At 34.3% G+C, this 20,655-nt stretch carries 19 protein-coding genes and 2 tRNA genes; 3 read left to right on the forward strand and 18 right to left on the reverse strand.

Going from position 1 to position 20,655, the window contains the following annotated elements; all coding sequences use genetic code 11:
• Positions 1 to 129: 129 nt before the first annotated feature.
• The 7 genes from EHV10_RS07515 to EHV10_RS07550 form a co-directional block, all read right to left on the reverse strand.
• A complete protein-coding gene (locus EHV10_RS07515; RefSeq protein ID WP_128674114.1) occupies positions 130 to 405 on the reverse strand; it encodes a metal-sensing transcriptional repressor in 276 nt (91 codons plus the stop codon).
• A gap of 345 nt (positions 406 to 750) precedes the next feature.
• A complete protein-coding gene (locus EHV10_RS07525; protein ID WP_243116103.1) occupies positions 751 to 897 on the reverse strand; it encodes a hypothetical protein in 147 nt (48 codons plus the stop codon).
• Between the two features lie 190 nt (positions 898 to 1,087).
• Positions 1,088 to 1,171 (reverse strand) — tRNA-Tyr (locus EHV10_RS07530).
• Between the two features lie 60 nt (positions 1,172 to 1,231).
• Positions 1,232 to 1,303: transfer RNA gene (locus EHV10_RS07535), tRNA-Arg, on the reverse strand.
• 77 nt (positions 1,304 to 1,380) lie between these two features.
• Positions 1,381 to 1,653, reverse strand: a complete 273-nt coding sequence (locus EHV10_RS07540; protein ID WP_007593883.1) for a TIGR04076 family protein — start codon at positions 1,651 to 1,653, stop codon at positions 1,381 to 1,383.
• Between the two features lie 6 nt (positions 1,654 to 1,659).
• Positions 1,660 to 2,085, reverse strand: a complete 426-nt coding sequence (locus EHV10_RS07545) for a hypothetical protein (RefSeq protein ID WP_128674115.1) — start codon at positions 2,083 to 2,085, stop codon at positions 1,660 to 1,662.
• Positions 2,086 to 2,391: 306 nt separating this feature from the next.
• The gene (locus EHV10_RS07550) at positions 2,392 to 3,561 is read right to left on the reverse strand and encodes an MFS transporter (protein ID WP_128674116.1); all 1,170 of its coding nucleotides are present in this window, start codon (positions 3,559 to 3,561) and stop codon (positions 2,392 to 2,394) included.
• Between the two features lie 129 nt (positions 3,562 to 3,690).
• Between EHV10_RS07550 and EHV10_RS07555 the strand changes: the two genes are divergently transcribed.
• Positions 3,691 to 4,593, forward strand: a complete 903-nt coding sequence (locus tag EHV10_RS07555) for a helix-turn-helix domain-containing protein (RefSeq protein ID WP_128674117.1) — start codon at positions 3,691 to 3,693, stop codon at positions 4,591 to 4,593.
• 36 nt (positions 4,594 to 4,629) lie between these two features.
• On the opposite strand, the gene EHV10_RS07560 is transcribed toward EHV10_RS07555, so the two are convergent.
• Complete coding sequence (locus EHV10_RS07560) at positions 4,630 to 5,850, reverse strand: sensor histidine kinase (protein ID WP_128674118.1); 1,221 nt, start codon at positions 5,848 to 5,850, stop codon at positions 4,630 to 4,632.
• A complete protein-coding gene (locus tag EHV10_RS07565; RefSeq protein WP_128674119.1) occupies positions 5,847 to 6,551 on the reverse strand; it encodes a response regulator transcription factor in 705 nt (234 codons plus the stop codon). Before EHV10_RS07565 ends, EHV10_RS07560 begins: the two co-directional genes overlap by 4 nt.
• Positions 6,552 to 6,807: 256 nt before the next feature.
• Between EHV10_RS07565 and EHV10_RS07570 the strand changes: the two genes are divergently transcribed.
• Together EHV10_RS07570 and EHV10_RS07575 are read left to right on the forward strand one after the other, a co-directional pair.
• Complete coding sequence (locus EHV10_RS07570) at positions 6,808 to 7,536, forward strand: ABC transporter ATP-binding protein (protein ID WP_128674120.1); 729 nt, start codon at positions 6,808 to 6,810, stop codon at positions 7,534 to 7,536.
• The gene (locus EHV10_RS07575; RefSeq protein ID WP_128674121.1) at positions 7,533 to 9,044 is read left to right on the forward strand and encodes an ABC transporter permease; all 1,512 of its coding nucleotides are present in this window, start codon (positions 7,533 to 7,535) and stop codon (positions 9,042 to 9,044) included. The genes EHV10_RS07570 and EHV10_RS07575 overlap by 4 nt, the downstream gene beginning before the upstream one ends.
• A gap of 76 nt (positions 9,045 to 9,120) precedes the next feature.
• On the opposite strand, the gene EHV10_RS07580 is transcribed toward EHV10_RS07575, so the two are convergent.
• From EHV10_RS07580 to recQ, 9 genes are all read right to left on the reverse strand, one after another.
• The gene (locus EHV10_RS07580; protein ID WP_207667139.1) at positions 9,121 to 9,543 is read right to left on the reverse strand and encodes a hypothetical protein; all 423 of its coding nucleotides are present in this window, start codon (positions 9,541 to 9,543) and stop codon (positions 9,121 to 9,123) included.
• Positions 9,506 to 10,927 carry an AAA family ATPase gene (locus EHV10_RS07585; protein ID WP_128674122.1) on the reverse strand — a complete coding sequence of 474 codons (1,422 nt, stop codon included), beginning with the start codon at positions 10,925 to 10,927 and terminating at the stop codon, positions 9,506 to 9,508. The genes EHV10_RS07580 and EHV10_RS07585 overlap by 38 nt, the downstream gene beginning before the upstream one ends.
• A gap of 234 nt (positions 10,928 to 11,161) precedes the next feature.
• Positions 11,162 to 14,359: a DEAD/DEAH box helicase family protein gene (locus EHV10_RS07590; RefSeq protein ID WP_128674123.1), complete on the reverse strand. Its 3,198-nt coding sequence runs from the start codon at positions 14,357 to 14,359 to the stop codon at positions 11,162 to 11,164.
• Between the two features lies 1 nt (position 14,360).
• On the reverse strand, positions 14,361 to 16,184 hold the full coding sequence (locus tag EHV10_RS07595) for a phospholipase D family protein (protein WP_128674124.1): 1,824 nt from the start codon (positions 16,182 to 16,184) through the stop codon (positions 14,361 to 14,363).
• On the reverse strand, positions 16,178 to 17,380 hold the full coding sequence (locus EHV10_RS07600) for a DUF6361 family protein (RefSeq protein WP_128674125.1): 1,203 nt from the start codon (positions 17,378 to 17,380) through the stop codon (positions 16,178 to 16,180). The genes EHV10_RS07595 and EHV10_RS07600 overlap by 7 nt, the downstream gene beginning before the upstream one ends.
• Positions 17,381 to 17,392: 12 nt before the next feature.
• Positions 17,393 to 17,605 (reverse strand): YdbC family protein, encoded by a 213-nt coding sequence (locus tag EHV10_RS07605; RefSeq protein WP_128674126.1) that lies wholly within the window; start codon positions 17,603 to 17,605, stop codon positions 17,393 to 17,395.
• Positions 17,589 to 18,473 carry a hypothetical protein gene (locus EHV10_RS07610; RefSeq protein WP_128674127.1) on the reverse strand — a complete coding sequence of 295 codons (885 nt, stop codon included), beginning with the start codon at positions 18,471 to 18,473 and terminating at the stop codon, positions 17,589 to 17,591. The genes EHV10_RS07605 and EHV10_RS07610 overlap by 17 nt, the downstream gene beginning before the upstream one ends.
• Before the next feature lie 147 nt (positions 18,474 to 18,620).
• Positions 18,621 to 18,722: a WCX domain-containing protein gene (locus EHV10_RS15615; protein WP_456298609.1), complete on the reverse strand. Its 102-nt coding sequence runs from the start codon at positions 18,720 to 18,722 to the stop codon at positions 18,621 to 18,623.
• 79 nt (positions 18,723 to 18,801) lie between these two features.
• On the reverse strand, positions 18,802 to 20,652 hold the full coding sequence (recQ, locus tag EHV10_RS07615) for a DNA helicase RecQ (RefSeq protein ID WP_128674128.1): 1,851 nt from the start codon (positions 20,650 to 20,652) through the stop codon (positions 18,802 to 18,804).
• Between the last annotated feature and the right edge of the window lie 3 nt (positions 20,653 to 20,655).

Here is a 20,655-nt window from a genome sequence, read left to right on the forward strand (position 1 = left end):
GCAAGAATTGTACCCATAGGGGTATATGTTGTCAAGTTTTAAATTAAAAAAAGCCAATACTTTGAACCACCCATTTATACCTGAGTTAAATCAAAATATTGACTCTTTTAATCTATATGCTAAAATTTATTATCCCATATTTGCAAATCGTTCTACTGCTTTTGTGAAATTATCTATTGTCTTATCCACATCTCCATGATCTATGCCATCTCTTACGCAATGCTTTATATGACCTTCAAGTATTACCTTACCACATCCATGCAATGCTGATTTTGCTGCATTTATCTGTGAAAGTATATCCTCACAAGGAACATCTTCCTCTATCATTTTATCTATTGCCTGTACCTGCCCTATTATCTTTTTTAATCTTCGATGTAAACTATTCAAATCCATACATTGTTTCATGTCGGCCTCCATATATTCTGCAAAAATAATTACATTCCAATATAATACGGGTATACAAAGATATGAATTACTCCAAGATACTTTATATACCTCTATATGTCATTAAGCATTATAATTCTGCCAAAAATTTATGTCAATATAACTACCTTCTCATAGTGTATCCAGGGCTTGCACTAATTTATTCTGTTATACAAATCACTGTAATCGGATCTTTCCTTTATAAATGTCTGAATCCCTCTCCGGCAACTTCGTTTGAATCCAATATAATAACAAATGATGTCGGATCTAATTTTTTTGCCGCCTATCTTACTGAATTCACTTCCTTAGTTCTACAGGCACACATAACTACATTTTTTCTTCCTCGGTATAATTGGATGTATGTAACTCTTTTTTTGAAAGCTTTATACCTTTTTTCTCTCCCCCCTTTATATAAAACCCTTCTTCAAAGATCTTTAAAGCGTCATTTAACATCTCTATTTCGCGTGTTCTCATAATCCCTCCAATAATATGCTTTTCTAATAACCGACTTAAATTTAATACTATAATATCGGCTTATCTCTTTACCATACAATATCATTTCAGGTGTACAATAAAAATGCCTGACACATACTAAATAAAAAATTAGCTTTTTATTCCCATAGAGGATTTATCTATATATTATTGTACTACATTTTCAAACTAATGGGCAGAGCCGGAATCGAACCGGCGTTGTTTCTTTTGTAACGGATTTACAGTCCGCCCCCTTCGCCACTCGGGACACCTGCCCTTATATAATTTTTTATTTTATGACGCAAGCTTATATTGAAAACTATAGTTCATAAAATAATCCCCCTATCCGGATTCGAACCGGAATCAATCGGTTCGTAGCCGATTATTCTATCCATTGAACTATAGGAGAGTCATGTAAAAGAATAACATTGGGAGATTCTTCTGTCATTCTACCGGTAGTATAAATGCCTGTTTATGATTTTCCACCTATTCTTCTACCATCTCCGCTTTAAATACCAATATAACATCCGCATCCGAACAGCAAAACTCAGCCTGACCTTCCGGCTGCCCCGGGAGACTTCCGCCATATCTTAAAATATCAATATATGGAAAGGCACAGTGCATTGCCATGGGGCATATCTTCCCTCTATCCTCATCATAGTCAAAAACCTCTCCCACATGATGCCCCCTATGACAGCCCATCTTCCCTCTTCTGTCTGTAATTGTTATTTTAATTTTGGGTCTCTTTCCTCTATTCATAACTTTCTAATGTCTCTTTCTTTTAAATTCCGCTCTTATAAAATTATACCCGAACTTAAGACCAGCCAAAAGCAGAGAAGCCCCCAAACCTGCATAAAAAAACGCAATAAATCGCTTCGGCGCAAGTCCCCCTGAACGCAAAACAATGCCCAATATCATCATAAATGCCATTATAACAAAGGATTTTTTATCAAAAAACTTTATAAAAAGATGTTTTTCTTCTGTGTAATTACTAATTCTTTCCGTATGCTTTTTTACCAGTTTACCAAAAACGAAAATCTGAAATACAACAAACACAAGTACAGACAATAAATAATTTATTGCACTATGATAGGGTTTATACTCCATAAACCCTATTCTTAGGATATTAAAACCGGCAATACTCCATACAAGGCAGGCAAGAAGCAATAAAGTATTTCTTTTTACATTCATAATATACCTCCATTCGGACAATTTTTAACATCATTATAAGTAAAAAAATGTACACTGTCAAAAGATGTACATTTTTTAAATACAGATATTTATTTTATAAATCGCTTTTATTTAAGCGTAAATCTCCACTTATTTACCGCTGTGACTAATTCATAAGTACACATAAAATTCCCTTAGGCATTACATATAAAATTCTTTCATATTTCCTCCAAGTTTTAATCTTCTTTTTGATATTTTTATCCTAACATATAATGTGTCCGATAAAATGACATCATATTATATGGGCTTATAAGAAGGAAATATATTTTATATGGTTTGGATTTTCCCACATCTTAAATATGCAAGTTCAAGCATTCCTATATTAAGTATTGCAAAAAATATCAAATACACAGGCATTATCCCGATACCTATATGCTGCTGCAGCACTCCAAATACCATCGGCATAAATGTACTTCCTGTATAGGCAAATGCCATTTGAAGTCCGATAACAGCCGCACTGTATCTTTTTCCAAAATTTGTCGGTGCCATATGCTGAATTGCGGGATATACAGGTCCCATACCGGTTCCTATTATCACAAAGCCTATAGCCGCAATCAGATAGTTTTGTGTAGGGATAAATAACATAAAAATCCCGATAAATTCCAAAATAATACCTAATCTGATAAGCTTTTTGTCTCCAAATATATTTGATATAAAACCTGAAATCAATCTTCCAAGCATCAAACCGCTAAATATAAGCGCTCCGAATGCTGCAATTCTTTCATCCGACAGTCCTGACTTGGTACCTGCAAAATAGCTGGGAGTCCACAAAAAACAGGTTGCCTCACCTGAACAGTAGGCAAAAAAAGCAATCAATGTCAACAATACTCCCGGCACCTTAATACTCTCTCTGATTCCTGCACTCTCCTGCCTATCTTCCTCTGCTTCCGATTCATTGCCCTTCCATAGCGGCAATGAAATTATTACAATTGCCAAAATAGCAGTTTGAACAAAAGCCGTCCATAAATATCCTTCATTCCACTTGGCATATTTAAGTGCAAGCGACATAATATACGGGCTAATCATTGCTCCTACTCCGTAAAAGCAATGTAAAAAATTCATAGCAGAGCCTGAGTAATTGCTTGCCACATAATGATTGACAGATGCGTCAATCGCTCCTGCTCCAAGTCCGTAAGGAATTGCAAAAATAAAAAGCATTTCATATCTGTGTGAAATGGAAAAACCGGCTAAACCCAAAATAGTAAGTACTATTGATGATATTACAATCCACTTTGTATGAACTCTATTAATCATTCTGGGGCTTAGAAGTGCTGATATAATAGTCATAAAGCATATAGTCATTGATATATAACCTGCATATGAAGACGGTACTCCAAATACCACCTGCATTTTCGGCCAGCCTGAGCCTAAAAGCGAATCCGGCAGTCCAAGACTGATAAAAACCAGATATATAACAGCCAGTAGTAAAGAAATCATATTTACCTCATTTCAAATATTCATTTTATATGTTAGTATTATATCGTAAAATAAATCAAAACATGTAGTACTATATCGTTTATTATCGTTATTTTAATAGTACTATATGGTCATTATATAGGAGGTAAAATGTCACTTTCATACTCTGTCGATAAGGTTGATAAAGACGGTAGGGAAATGCTCACCTATGGAACAAAGGATTTTCCGATAGCTTTCTTTGACGATGATTTGGTGAAGGTTTCCGTTCCATGGCATTGGCATGATGAATTTGAAGTTGTAATTATTACTGAGGGCATTGTAAATGTCAAAATATCAAACAGCGAACTTATATTAAAAGCCGGAGAGGGTTATTTTGCCAATGGAGGCATATTGCACTCTGCAAACCTTAAGTCTGTGACCGGACATCAGCACTGCCTTATATTTTCGCCGAATCTTTTATGTTCAAAAGATGATATCATTAGACAAACTTATATAGATCCTGTTATAAATAATTGTTCTTTTCCATTTGTAAAATTATCTCCTGAAATCAGCTGGCAGAATAAAATACTGAAACTTTGTGAAGATGCCTGGCAACAGGGTGCTTATGAGCACAAAGATTATCCTTTGAGTGTTAAAGCCGATCTTGGTCAGGTATTTGCTTTAATAATTGATCATATGGATTTTATATTGGAAGAAAACATTTATACCAATAATTCAAAAAAAGACGAATCCCGCATCAAAAAAGCTATTGTTTTTATTGAAAATAATTATGATTCATTTATCGGTATTAAAGATATAGCAAAAAGTGCAGATATAAGTGTAAGCACCTGCCTGCGCCTGTTTAAAGATATTTTATGTACAACACCTATACAATACCTCATTAATTACAGAGTTCAAAAAGCTGTTGAAAAAATGAAACTTAATATAAAAAAGCCTATATACGAAACAGCCTATGAATGCGGCTTTTCAGATGCAGCATATTTTAATCGCCGTTTTAAAAAGATACACGGATGTACACCCACAGAGTATTTATCCAAAATAAATACTCTGTAATAGTGCTGCTCGACTCCATTATATTGCTTTGATGCATTACCACTGCATACTGCAACTAAATCCGCCTTCCTCATTTTTCAAAAATTCAATCTTCCATCTATGATATCCTGCCACCTTTTTTACTATCTTCAGTCCAAGTCCGTGATTACCCATACTTTTTTCAAAGGCATAGGACTTTTTATTTATTTTTTGCAAAAACTCCCTGTTTGCTCCCTGCCCGTTATCTTTTATTTCTAAAACAGTGTTTTTATTATTTTCATTCAGGTTTATGCTGATGGTGCATCCTTCTTCATTGTATTTCATAGAGTTATTTACAAGATTTATTATTGCTCTTTCCACAAGCTCCTCATTTATTAAAAAAGTTTTTCCCTGTAAACTCTCTTCTATATTCAGATCAAATTCAAACTTTGATACTGTATCCTCATCCAATGTATTTATAATATTGGTTAAGATTTTACGAATAAAGACACTCATTTGAACCTGCTTTTTTATAAATCTTCCTGTGCCAAAATCAAGCTTACTTGAAAGATTTAGATTTTCAACCAATGCTCTTATACGCACTCCCTGTTTATCAATAATTTCAGCTTTATTTTTTATTCTATCATCCCGGCTTTCATTTAATATCATTTGTGCATTGCCAAGTATAATAGCAAGCGGTGTTCGTATATCATGTGAAACTCCTGCAATCCACTCCACCCTTTCTTCTTCTCTCCTTCTTTGCTTTGCCTTATAAAGCTTCAAAGAGATAAAAATTAATAAAATAATATTAACAGAAAGTACTAAAGGTGTTATTTTAATAAATAATAAAAGATTATTTACATCATATTCCAATGTATATTTCCATATTCTGCTATTTAACTTACCTATTATTAACAGCCCCCCATCATCTACTACATAGGTACGTACCGGATAATCCTCCAGATAATATCTTGAAAACTTTGCCACATCCTGCAAAGTATACTGTCGATTTTTTAGAACACTTGGTAAATTCTCACTCCATACAGTTTTTCCCTCTTTATCAATTATAAAAGCAAATTCATTATTACTATGAAGTTTTACACTTTCTTCCACACTTAATGAGAAATTCCCTTTATCACCGGTCATATTATTCATTATTTCCCCGGCAGATGTTTTATACACATCCGAGCTTTCATGTTCTATTATGCCGTAAATTATCAAATCAATAAATAATATGCCTATTGCACAGAACAATATAATAATTATAAATTGCAGCCTTCTTTCTCCTCGTATTCTCATGCTCTCTCCAATTTATAGCCCAGCCCTCTGACTGTTTTTAAAAATACCGGCTTTGACGGATTTTTCTCTATTTTTTCACGCAAATGTCGCATATGAACTATTAAGGAATTTTCCAGTCCATAGCTCCCGTCCGGCCAAAGTTCCTCGCAAAGTATATCTGTGGTTACTATCCTTCCTCTGTTTCGATATAAAACAGAAAACAGCGTAAGTTCTTTTGCTGTAAGTGTTATATCCTCTCCGTTTTTTCTAACTGTACCTCCATCTAAAGATACCAGGCTTTCTCCCAATATTACCTCCGATATATTTTCATCTATTGTATAACATCTTCTGATTACCGCCCCTATACGAAGCAATAATTCTTTTGGAAGAAAGGGCTTTGTAATATAATCATCCGCTCCAAGTCCCAGACCGTGAAGCCTGCTCTCATCCTCATCCCTTGCCGAGAGAAAAATCACAGGCAGTTTTGTAAATATTCCTTCATTTTTCAATCTCTCATAAAAATCAAATCCGTTTCCGTCACCAAGCATCACATCCAGTAAAATCAAATGTACTTGACCTTTTTTTATTTTTTCATTTGCCTCTTTTAAACTGAATGCCGATTCTACATTGCTGTAACCTTCATTTTTTAAAATATCGGCTACTACCCCTGCAAGCTCTCTTTCATCATCTATTATAAGGATTTTACAATCTTTCTTTTCCATATTGACTCCTATATTATTTTCTTCACTTATTATAACTTATATAAGCTCCTACAATATATAAAAATGAATTTCTTAATGTAATCATAATGTAGAGATAATCTTAATATAAGCTTTGACCATTATTCTATATACATGCAAAAACTGCATATGCCGATTTTAGGAATATTAATACTAAAAGACCGACTGTAACGGCAAAGGCTTTTTAAATCAGACTGCAACAAAGGCAAACTTTTAAAGTAATTAGAAGGGAATATATATGAACAATGCAATACTTGAAATCAAAAATTTATCTAAAAAGAGCGGTACCGGCTATCGTGTCAAAAACCTGTCCATGAGTATACCGAAATCCTGTGTCTATGGATTCCTTGGACCTAATGGAGCCGGTAAAACAACAACCCTGAAAATGATTCTGGGACTTATAAAAAAGGATGCCGGTGAAATAAAGATGTTCGGTGAAGATGTATCGGATAAAAATCTTTTGTCTTTACTGCATAAAACAGGCAGCCTTATAGAGAACCCCGGAGGCTACCCGCATCTAAGCGGTCTTGAAAATATGCAAATCATCGCAAAATTAAAGGGTGTAAATGAGTCGGAAATAGAAAAAGCATTAAAAACAGTTCGCTTATATGAACAAAAGGATAAAAAGCTTGGTGCATATTCACTCGGTATGAAGCAAAGACTTGGTATTGCTATGGCTTTACTTGGGGATCCCAAGTTCCTTATTTTGGATGAGCCAAGCAATGGACTTGATCCTGCAGGCATAATGGAAATCAGAAATCTGATTACCTCTTTGCCAAAGGAAAGAGATATAACTGTTCTTATATCAAGCCATCTTCTTAATGAGATAGAACAAATGGCTGACTATGTAGGTATCATTCACAAAGGACAGATGCTATATCAGGGAAAATTATCCGAACTTGAATCAACCGGCGAAAATCTTGAAAAAATTTTCCTTGAACTTACCGGAGAAAGGGAATCACTATGAAGCAAATAGGTTTACATCAGTATCTTTTAATAGAATTTAAGAAAAATAAGTTTATAATTTCAGCCTTACTTTTATTTATCGGAATTATTTTAAACTGTCTTTATGTTTTACAAGGCAGACTGCCACAGGGGCAGGAATGGCAAATGATTTTTGCCTCAATTCCTTTTATCAATACATTATTGATTTCCATTATGATGTCTGTACTTGCCAGCAAATGTATTGATATGGAAAATAAAGGCAATATGTGGAATACTCTGCCCACACTTTATAGCAGAACAAAACTTTATATTTCAAAGCTTATGTTCGGCTTTGTGCATATACTTTTATTTTGTATATTACAGACGATCATGCTTTTTTATTTTAGTATAAAGCTACTCCCTGAAAGTGATTTTCCATTTTTTTATCTTATTTTTACAGTGTTTTCAGAAGTCATATTCGGTATGATTATTTTCCAATTACAATGTCTGCTTTCACTAAGATTTCAGAGTCAGTTTGCAGCACTTTCTATCGCATTTGGCGGAACACTGGCAGGTGTTTTCCTTGCTTTTATAAGCAAGTTTTCACTTACACCATGGTCTGTACTTTTTTCTCTAAGTACCGTATCTATGGATTTTGATTCTGCAACAAGACAAATATTGCTTTCATGGAATAAAATAAATATTCCGGCTGTTCTTGTAGGTTTAATATATTTTTTTGTTACCATGATAATAGGCTTTAAAGTATTTAATACTCCTGAAACAAAGAACTTTACCTTTATTCATTCAACAGCTAAAAGCAGGAGTATACATACTATACTGCCTGCTGAACTTATAAAGCTTAAATACAATCCTGTATGGATACCCTTTATTTTGATTCCTGTTATTTCAGCAAGCATCGGTGTTATAAATTTCCTTGGAAACCGGTATGTACTGTCCTTTAACTGGGATGATCTTTGGACTCAAGAATCGTTGTTTTTAGGAATGTTTTTCCTGTCTCCTTTGATTGCTGTTCTGGCAAGCCTTCTGTTTCGTATGGAGCATCAGGGAAATAACTGGAATATAGTACTTACAGCAAACTCAAGATTTAAAATCTTAAAGGATAAATGGCTTACAACTGCAGTTCTTTCCATGATTTGTATACTATGGGTAGCTATAATATATATTATTTCCGGAAAGCTGCTCGGTATCCCCGGTAATATACATCCGGTATTCTTTTTAAGGATTTTTACAAGTTTAATCTGTATTATTGCTATTGCAGGCTTCCAATGTATGTTGTCATTAATAATACGCTCCTTTGCAATACCTGTAGGACTTGCATTCCTTGGAAATATATTTGGACTTTTGCTTAATTTAAAAGGGCTTTTTTATGCCACACCGTTTTCAATGCTGATTTATTCCATGGGAAGCACAAATATAAAAGGAGAGCTTAATATACCTCTTACTATATTATCATGTTTATTTTATATCTGTATTGCTTTCGGTATAGGTATGCTGTATCTGAATAAGTCAGATATAAAAACCGGAAGGTAAATGGGCTGCCATATTAAAATCCCCTTAGACAGATTGTTTTTTCATATCTGTTTAAGGGGATTTATATAAATAATATCTATATAAATTTTGCTCTTCCGGTTGAGTATAACTTAGAAAGGATTTCTGACTTATGTTTATTCCTCTTCTCTACCTTAGAGACATCATCAGTCTCAATATGATCCTCATAATACTGTATATTTTTTACATCACTCTGCCTTATACAATCTTTTGTAAATACACCGTCTGTATCTGTTATATGAATTATACTGACAAAGTCATCCGAACGATATCCATACTTGTTTCTAATTTCTTCTACTTTATCTCCTATTTTAATCAGTACATTATCTTTTGTAGTAGTAAAATCGGATGTAATATCTCCATGAACCACCGCAAATTGAACTTCTTTAGACGAAAAATGTTCTTTTAAAATACCTCCAATTGCATTTTCATCGCTAGGTCCTTCAACTATTACCATCACAACTTTTTTTTCTCTCTTCATGCAAAAGTTTCCCCGCTTTTCTGAATGCTCTGGATATCTTTAGACTGTCGGTTTCTTCATAAATAGGCTCTTCCTGTCCTCCAAGCGTTATGCTCCGAATGTACATACTTCTAAGATTATTTGAATCTTTAACATTCTTCATATGAATATATCTGTTATTAGGATTAACCGTTGAAAACATAATACTTTCTTTATCAAGCATCTCAAGAGCACGAAGATTATGAGATGTAAAAATCAACTGTCCCTTGGCACTCTTTGAAAAAATATCTAATAACTCACCTAAGAGGTATTCAAAGATTCCGGCATCCAGCTCATCAATAATCAAACATATTGAGGCATTGCTAAATGCCTGTATAAGGGCATTTAAAATGGAAATGATCTTAATAATACCATCCGATTCCATTCTGATAGGAATAGGTTTCTTATTTCCTCTTACAGACATAAGTTCAACTTTCCATCCATCTTCACCTGAATCTAAAGCTTGTTTACCATATTCTTTGATATCTATTCGCATTCCGGGAATTATTGTATAAAGTACTGTGTTGATTTGGTCCACAATCTCTTTAAGCAGTTCTTTACGTTCACTATCCAATACAAAAGGCTCCATCAAAGGTACTGCAAAATCTCCCTTCATTCCGATTTTCTCTTTATCAACACGAAAAGACATCGGTAAAAGAACATTTGTTGAAATCATACCTGAGTGTGAATTGTCTATTACATATAAATCTCCAAGTGCAAATCTAAACAATGCACTCAGTACATCCACATAAATTTTAAATTTGTCTGATACATTATTAAAGAAAATATCCCTGCTGTTTTCGCCGAAGATATATGAGCAATTACTTTTTTCAGCCATTTTTTTTGCTACAATAAGATCTGTTTTAATGTCCTTATTCTTTCCAATCAATTCCTCAAGTCGTTTCTGTGGCTTAAAAATAGTTTCAGTCTCATTTCTCCTATAGTCCATGAAAACATTTTTATTTGTTCTGCTTCCATCCTGATTTATTGCACAATTTATGTATTCTCTATCAATACATATTCCATTATCACCCTTAGAAAAATTTATATAATATCCAACTTCATATAAAATATTTTCCTTAAATATTTTAAACTCGGCATTTACTTCCGCACTTTCTGAATCTGTATCAATATAATCAGCTATTCTTTGGTCTAATTCCTCACCAATCATGATTTGTTGAAGAAATGAAAATGTATCAACAATTGCAGTCTTTCCTGAACCGTTTTGTCCATAAACTCCCAGTATTTCCGCACCGCCACAATCAAAACCTCTATTGTATTCATGTGGCATGATTATTGTACCGTTTTTTACATTCTTAATATTTTTTATTGTTAAAGATGATAATCTAACAATACTCTTCCACATAAAACTACCTCCATATAAATTATATAATAACATATTAGGCTAAAATCCTCAATATAATTCTATTTAAGGTATTTTTTATGCTCTTTTGACTGTTTTGTTTTATCTTTTCTTGCTAATAAAATAGCTGGATGATATCACAACTTAACTAAACGGCCATTTCATATTTAATTGTATACAAAGCATGGTGATATTTTATCAGGATACACTCTTATATTTTGTATATGATCTTAAAATTTACACCTTTCTAAAATACGGACTCAGATTCATAAATAACTCCTCTAAATTCTCCTTGCCACCTTCATTTTGTACTAGATATTCCAATAGCTCTTCCTGCCTTGCCTGTCCGAGAGTTAGACGGTATAGAGATAAGATTTTAATCAGCCTTTCATAAGCCTCCTGGTCTTTACTTAATGGATACATAGGAACAATTCTCTCTATACGAATCATGTCTTTAGTTTCTTTTAGTCCCCAGTAAGGAATCAAATCAGAACTTTTCTCGGAACTTTCCATAAGCTTTGCTTCCTGAAACAGTTCCTCCCATATATTTGATTTAAAAATAATATTTCCATATCTTTTTGCCACATTCTGCCTGATGGCAAGACATTTAAATCTATTTATTCTACCCTCTCTTTGTTCCAAATCAATCGGATTTGACGGGAGATTCCAATGTACAATTTTTCTGCAATAGTTATGAAAATCAAGTCCCTCTTGCCCAATGGACGTGGACGTCAATACAAATGGTCTAAATGGCGAATTGAATGCCGCTCTTACAGACTTCTTTCTGTTTATATCATTCTCGCCACCCTCCCCCTTTGTAAAAGCAACTGCAAAATGTGTTCTGATTCTTGGATTGGTTATTCCTTGTTTATTTATAGTTTTATGGAAGTTCTGCCATGTATCAATTTCATAATGTGTTGTTTTTATATTTATTATAATATCATTATGAAGTTTATCTACGATATTTTCCCCCTTATAACCGTTTGACAAAAGATGTGCATATTCATCAAACATTGACTGAATATTACCCTGCTTACAATAAGTCAATACATTTTTCCAATGTGCATCCTCATTATTTTTTCCGCAAACAAGTTCAACGATTGCCGTAGAATCGGGCTTGTTCATCATATCAATAAAACACTTTGACACCTGAGTGGGCAAAAAACTTTCATAATTCTTCCCGGCGGAATAAAAACGATATAATCTGTTAATACAGACAGCAGGCGATGCAATAGCCATATTTGCCAACACAAAATACAGATCCTTAGGTTTTCTTCCAAGTTCAAAATTCTTTATATTATTATAAAAAAGCTGCTTCAGCTGCTTTAAATGTCTAGAAAAAGAGGTACCTGTATTATCCTCACCTGAAAGCTTTTTTTCCTCCCAATTTAACCACTCAGTCACATATCCGGGAGGATCAAGTAAAAGCGAAGCCATATAATACCATCTCTGATCTATGGCACCTGATAAGGGAGTCTTATACTTTTCCAGCTTTTTTGATATTTTTTCTGCTATTTCCTTTTCTATTTCTTTTAATGACATAGACCTGTTCATACAGTCTATCGGATTATAGCATTCAGTCAAAAATCTTGAAGGATATAAAAGGCAGAATAAACTCATGCTGTTTAGCCTGCTACCTGATATGGAAAATTTCATCCTTGCTCCGGGATAAGTCTTTTTCTCAGAACTGAAATAATGCAATGTTATATCTTCATTATTCTTTGCAAGAGCCCCTACAGTACGACGCTCTTCCTCATAAGAAAGCATGCAGGATACCATTCTCGGCACCATTTCCCATGAGGAAAATATCAAAGTCTTACTGAAATTTTCTGCATCTTTAAATACACCTGCCGGTGCATAGTATGGTTTTGAAGGCGGCACCCACAAAAGAAGCTCCGATTTTTGTGAAAAAACATGTTTCTTAACAGCTTCCAATCTTGCATTATTACATCTTATAGCTTTAAAATTATTTATATCCTCTCTCTTTAACCATAGAATATCCTTAGTATCTTTGTCTATTTCCTTTATCTTTTCCGGATTATCACTAAAATACTCCACAACATCCTTTTTCAGCTTATAGTCCTTCATAAATGACATAATATATGGACAGGATTTTATATAATCAATGGGAAGATTATATGACTTTTCCATCAACTCAACCAATCTTCTTGCCTTTATATAGGATTTTATATCATACTCATCCACATCCAACACTTTATGGGTATTTGTAATATCCATTATATCTGCACTTTCCTTTGTAGAAATTCTCTCGGTTCTGCATACAGAGCCATACATTGCCTCCTGGGCTTTATTTTTTGCCTGAATAATTGATATATCTCCCAGTGCAAACTCCTTTAAATGCTTTGAATAATCCTCCCATATACTTTTGAACTCTCTTTGTTTATCATCCGAATCATTTAAAAAATCCATTACATTAAAAAATTCCAAAAAATGCTCATCCAAAAGAGACTCATCAATTTCTTCCAAAGTGGAGTACATCTTATAAGGTGTGGCTGAAAGCAGAAGCATGTATAGAGATTTACTGCTAAAAAACTTGCCTGCAAGCATTCCCATTTCAGAGTCATTTTCTGATTTTATCAGATACTTAAATCTCTGAAATTCATCTAAAATCACCAGATCCGGATTTAGCCTTTCCAAGCTGATTCCTGCAAATAAATATCTCAATCTTCCGATAATTTCATCTATATCTTCAACCTTTCGACTTTTTTTAACTTCCCTGCATTTTTTTATTAAATCATCCAGCAAAGTATTTCCGTCCTGATTTTTGGCTTTTAATCCTTTTGAAACCTTTTTAACCATATATTTCAAGTATTTGCCCTTAGTAAGTCTGTTACATTCAGAAACCTCTAAAATTCCAAACTGCTTTGCCCATTCATTCCAACCTGCACTTGCTCTTGCCTGCATAATCCGCTCTAATGGCTTAATATATTTTGTAAGTTCCGGTATATGTAACAATATTGCAAACAATACCGCTCTTTCCCATGATTGACCGCATCCTGTAGCCATATAAAATGATGTATCCGGTGTCAATGGAATAAGCCTGACTGAATTTTCTTCAGCGGATTCGGCCTCATTATAAAATATATTCAGATGTTGTATAGAAAGTCTTGAACCTTCTACACTTTCTCTTTGTACATCCTCTGTAATGCAAAGTTTCTCCAGATTCTGATCAGCAATTGCTGCATTTGAACAGATATAGACTACACTTATTCTCTTCTTCCCCTGCTTCCTTGCAAAATCGGCAAATTTCGCAATAGTTCCTCCGGCAATCAGAGTTTTTCCAAGCCCCACCTCATCAGATATAAGAACTCTTTTCTGTCCGCTTTCATACAGTTGTATAATTCGATTTACAGTCTCTTTTTGGAAGTCTTTCAAGCCTTCCATTATATTCTGTGCGGTATTTTGCCTTTCCATACTATTTCACCACTTTTCTAAATGTACTGTATAACTTTTTAAAAGCCTCAGGAACTACACCATCTTCTGGCAGTAGTCTGATAATCTTCTCAATTTCAGTAAAACTTTCCGGCTCAGTCGCTGCTTTTTTTAACATTTTTTCATACAGTACCGGCATGTTTTCTATAGTGGAATAAGATTTTCCTGCTATGCCCTGAGTTTTTTCACTGTTTGCTTTTAAAGTACTGATAATATGATCATCTCCAAACAAAAACTCGATATATCTATAAAAGTTTTCTCCTATAATTGATGAGATGACCTTCCCTTCTCTCTCATTCGGCATCCCCTCGGTTTCTATCTTAATCACTCTTTTTACATTATTACCCACAATATCACAAATGGATAAAACATAAAACTTAGATAAGGCGTTTATAGTGAGCTTTTCAAACAGTATGTTTTTTGCAAATTTTGCTTCCTTAGACTGTGCAAATATAGGGCTTATTGTGATATCAGCATCCTGCTTTTCATAATTCTCCACACTTATATTAACATCATAGTAAGAAGCGTTTTCAGTTACTACAGCATAAAATTTATAACGGTTCACCTGTTTTATCAAAAAATCAAGTTCTTCCGACTCCTCAATATTTTTTTCTTCCCGGCACTTAAGAAGTTCCACTTCTTTAAATGGATTGTTCGCCCCTTCTTCATCCCCATTGAATATTTCCGTCTTTAATTTTTCCAAGTTTATATATCTGTTTTTTGACCTTAATAAAATCATAAATTCTATATTTCCATAAACGGCATTATGTGAAGCATTTAAAGATCCCAGATAAACTTCCGTATCCGCATTTTTTCTAAGCATATAGATTTTTGCATGAATATCCTGCTTATAGTAATCACTCTCCCCATCAGATATTGCAGCTTCACCGTCCACGATCTCATCTTTTAATACATAAATCCTGAATTTGTCACAATCCTCAGGACTTAAGTTATCAATTGACATCTGTCTTGTAACAAGCATATACTCGGCATTTTCAATCCATCTGCTTCTTTCATTGAACTGACGAATTATATCTTTGCTTAAAAAGGGGGACATTACAAGGAGTTCATGAAAGGATTTTTCAAGTCTGTCATTTGCCCCTTTTATCAATGAAGTATCAAGCATTGAATACATACCGCCTTGTGAACATGGTACTCCGCTTGGAATAAATTCAAAATCATAGAACTCCTTCATACCTGTTTCAAAATTCACATAATCCAGTTCTTTGATTAACTGTTTGATTTTCTTTGCCTTGGAAATCTCAAGTTTTGGAAGCTGTTTTAATAGATATTTCAAAAAGTCTGCTATCGGGATATTCTTATCTGTCTCTTCACCAAACTCCCCATCCATGTAAAAGCATATATCCCAACTTCTGTCAAATGTAAGATTTCGGCTTAATACCACAACTCTGTATAAAACTTCTTCTTTATTTATATATCTAAGCAGCCAAAACTTGGGATGAAATGACGGATATTTTATTCCACTCCTTGCCTTTGTAACCACCTGAAAAACCATTTTTTCAAGCAAAGTATATAATGCACTTACCTTTCCGGGCAGATAAATCTCTCCCGCCTCACAAAATAAAGCTACTTTATCTCCCGTCCTTCTAAGTGCTTCCAAAAGGCAGATCGGATCTTTCATTATATTGCTGTCAGCCTCTTCTAAGAGTCCAAGTGAAATACACATCCCTACCAAAGCATCCAAGTCCAAAGAATATGTAGTACCAACTGCAAAGTCCAATGTATAGGATTTTGGCGGTTTTAAAATATTGCCGTAATCAAGTCTGTCTTCGCCCGGATTTAACATTCTCCTCCTCCCGTATAAATATCATTCATGATTTTTATTGCATTATCAAATCTATAATTTAACTTATAGCCTCCAAACCATTCGGTATTGTCAAACTCTCCAGGATGTGCACATCTTGCCCTGCCGCTACCCTTTAAAAATACCTCTCTGTTTTCTACAATTTTTTTTAGTCCTGAAATATTTTCATCAAGCATTTCCGACTTGGCAGCAAGCAAAAATTTACACATCATAGGATTTTTCCATGCATCTGTACACGCAAAAACTGCCTCCAAGTCGATATTTGCAATATTTTTCATTTCACTGCGATAGTTATCAAAAGCTTCATTAGCCTCTTCATTTTTTTCATCGGAGAGAACTATATTATAAATAATACGAAGTACATAATTAAATTCCGAAAAATCTTTAGCCAGTCTATAGTCCTTTTGTATTTGCTTTGGAAAGAGTCTGATCATATCTTTGAGATTTTCAAAACTGTCACATTCCATTATCTCCCATAAATTATTTTTTAAAGCATGGGCAAATATACTTTCTCCACATGAGTTTATGATTCTCTCCTTTAAAAACTTTGCTTCTTCTTTTGTAAGTTCTATTTTAAGTTTATCAAACCATTCATCATCATAAGTTGGAATATTCCAAAAATGCATACTGCGAATATCGCCGGCATCTGCATCGTCTGTGTCATTTTCCTCTGCTTTATCATTCCTGTTTCCAAGTTCTATAAGATTACGCTTTTTAGCATTTATCTCACATACTGCTCTTACATATTCTGATAGTGATAATCTGCCGCCATGAAATATATTATACTGTCTTAAACCTGACCAGTATATATCCGCAGGTGTTCGCTTAACCCAATGACCGCTTGCAAGTGATCTGCTACCTATCACACCGGTCTCTCCCGGATTATTCTCTATAAATCTTTCTGCACACTCTCTTTCTATAGCATTTAAGATTTCAAGAAAATCATTTGCATCTGTTTCACCGCTTCTTTCCAAATCTCTTAGTGCATAGGGCACGATAAAAAAATATTTTGCTCTTGTTTGTACGGTGGAGGTACCCGGAAAAAACAAATCAGAGAACCCGTCTCTGATTGTTGCAATACCCAGTTCATCCAGAGTGGAATTTTCCGAGAGCAAATCAAGCACCGAAATCACTTTATTTCTTTCTTTTTTTGAAAAATCAATCCATCCTATCGGCATATTTTACCTTTTCTAGTCTATAAGTTTTTTAAGAGTCTCAAGCTCCTCTTTTGTTAGTGTCACACCCTTTCCCATCTTCTCATGATTCGGTGCCCATTCTCTGATATCATACTTAGGTGTGGCGCCGTTCCATGAAATCAGGTTAAGTTCCTTTCTCCACCCCTTTGCATTCTTCGATAAAACACCTATCTCCTCTACAATATCATACTTAAAATCTGCTGCCATATTTCTCCTTTCCTGATTCAAGCTCTTCAAATAGCTTCCAAACTCTTCTGATACTATTTCTTTTTTCCCTATTTTCAGCTTGACGATAATACTTTTTTTGTTGCTTTGTCACTTTCGGTAATTTTTTATAACTAATCTGCATTAACTTTTTTGCTTCATCATGTTTTACAATATATTCCAAATGATTATACGGTGATTGATTCTTTTCCACATCCCTTTGTACATGGTAATGTGCAGTCTTTGCCTCCTCCATAGTAAGAGGCTTCTCGTTAAATGGACAATGCAATAACTTATACCTGTTAAAATATTGTATATATGATATTTTCCAAGCAGCCATATCAGTAAGAATATAAAGATCAGTATCATCAAACTCTATTTGTACTCCCCTTTTATTAGCTAAGTACTCTATTCCAAGTGCATATTTTCTATACTTACAAGGATAAAAGGCTACCCTCTCTTCCTTTGCAATATATCTCATAGCTGTTTTCAGGTTCTTACTTTTTCCGATTTCATCAACTCTGATTAACAAATCTTTTTGAAGTTCTTCATTCCACTCTTCAAGGTACAGCCTTATATCCTGACTTGACTTGCTTAGACTGACTCTCCAATTATACCAATCAGTATGTACTCCTATGTAATCTTCCTTAAGCTCTGTCCAAATAGGTAAATCTCTAAATACATCCTTTAAATTTTCTCTATATCCATTGTATAAAAACTTGATGTTACAGCAACACTTACATGGCTTTAAATATTTAATTCTTCCGTCATCCAAGTCAAAACTTACCAATGACTTTTCTTCTATTCGATTTATAAATCTGCATCCCGGTCTGTGATAAATCTTTGATTTACTACTCATCTGTGCTATCATTTTCTTCCTCCAATCTACAAAGTACTTCTTTGTTATATTAGGAGTCTATCAAACCAACTGTCCATTAAAAATGACAGCAGATTTTGGGCGTTTTGTTATCTGCCTTTTATTGTTTTTTAAACGCTTTAATATGGCTTTCTAACATTATCAGCCAGAGTATCTCTTTGACATATATGAGATATCTTCTTTAATCCTATTCCTAAGACTTTCAGGTTCCAATACCTCTACATAAGGACCGTATTTAAATATTTATTTTCACCTTTAATTATTCCAAACTGCTTTCTAATTACTATGTCATATTTTTTCAATAATTATCCTCCACCTCTATTCATAACTGAAATCCCTTTATTACCTCAATAAATCTCTCGCCATACTTACCGTATTTATTTTCCCCGACACCCGAAACATTCAGCATATCGGACTTTGTAGTCGGCATCTTTGCACACATATCTATCAAGGTCTTATCATTGAAAACGATATATGGAGGTATCTTCTCAGCTCTTGCAATTTCAAGTCTAAGCTCTTTTAACTTGTCAAAGAGTTTAAATCCTGCAGAAGTTAGTGAATCCATACCATTTATATTCTTCTTAGGCTTTAACTTCCTATTTGTGACCTTATCTTCATCCGTAATCTTGACCATCACTTTAGTATCAGTGTTTTTAAGTCTACTTATATCTCCAAGTTTTAAAACCTGATATTCACCTGTCAAAATATAGCCTTCAAGTAAAAGCTCTTCAATAAGCCGTCTTAGCAGATTTTTATTTGATGATTCCAAAACTCCATAGGATTTATATTTACTTGCTCCTATTTCTGCAAGTCTTGCAGTCTTTGCTCCAAGCACTGTATCCATTATTATATTTTTTCCATATCTTTCACGAGACTCATATATGCAATTTATTATCTTTTTGGCCTCATCCGTCATATCCAGAGTTTCAAATTGCCGCAGACAATTACCGCAATCATCACATGGCTTTTTGGGATCTTCACCAAAGTATTTTAAAATATAATTGCGCAGACATTCAGTCGTATAGCAATATCCCTCCATTATCTGAAGTCTTTTAATATCCCTATCCCTGATTGTCATTGCATCTATCGGATCAATGTCGCTAAAATCCTTATGCTCCAATAAAAATCTGTTGATTATAATGTCCTGTGGCGAAAACAGTAAAATACATTCGGAATTCAGCCCGTCTCTACCGGCTCTTCCGGCTTCCTGATAATAGTTTTCCATACTTGAAGGCATATTATAGTGAATAACAAATCTGACATTTGATTTATCTATTCCCATTCCGAAAGCATTTGTCGCAATTACGATACTTGTATAGTCAAATACAAAATCATCCTGCATTTGCTTTCTTTCTTCATTACTCATTCCGGCATGATATCTGGCAACTGAAATATTTTGCTTTCTTAAAAGAGTATACAGACTGTCAACATTCTTTCTTGTAGCACAGTATATAATACCGCTTTCGCCCCTATGTCTTTCTATATAATCAAGTATAAATCGTTCCTTATTCTGTGGCTTATCTACCTGGAAAAACAAATTTTCTCTGTCAAAGCCTGTTACAAGAAAATATGGATCATTAAGTCCCAATGAGCAGATAATGTCCTCTCTGACATTCTGCGTTGCAGTTGCTGTAAAAGCACTTATAATGGGGCGTTTACCCAATATATTTATAAACTCTGCTATATCCATATAACTCGGTCTGAAATCCTGTCCCCACTGTGATATACAATGTGCCTCATCTACAGTTATCATTGAAATTTCAATACTTTTGGCGAAGCTGATAAAGCCTTCACTCATCAACCTCTCAGGTGCCACATATATAATCTTATAATGACCTTTGTATGCATTTTTGAAGGTATCATTCAACTCCTTTTCAGATAATGAGCTGTTTATAAATGCAGCATCCACACCGGCTTCATTTAAAGCATTTACCTGATCCTGCATAAGAGATATAAGCGGTGAAATAACCAATGTAATACCTGAAAGGAGCATAGCCGGAACCTGATAGCACAATGACTTTCCCGCACCCGTAGGCATTACTGCAAGAATATCTCTGCCCTCCAAAACAGCATTTATAACAGATTCCTGTCCCGGCCTAAATGAATCATAACCAAACACTGCCTTCAATGCTTCCTTTGAAGTTTTATATATTCCCCTATCAAATGTTCTCATTCT

This window comes from Lachnoanaerobaculum gingivalis (assembly GCF_003862475.1).
GTDB lineage: Bacteria > Bacillota > Clostridia > Lachnospirales > Lachnospiraceae > Lachnoanaerobaculum > Lachnoanaerobaculum gingivalis.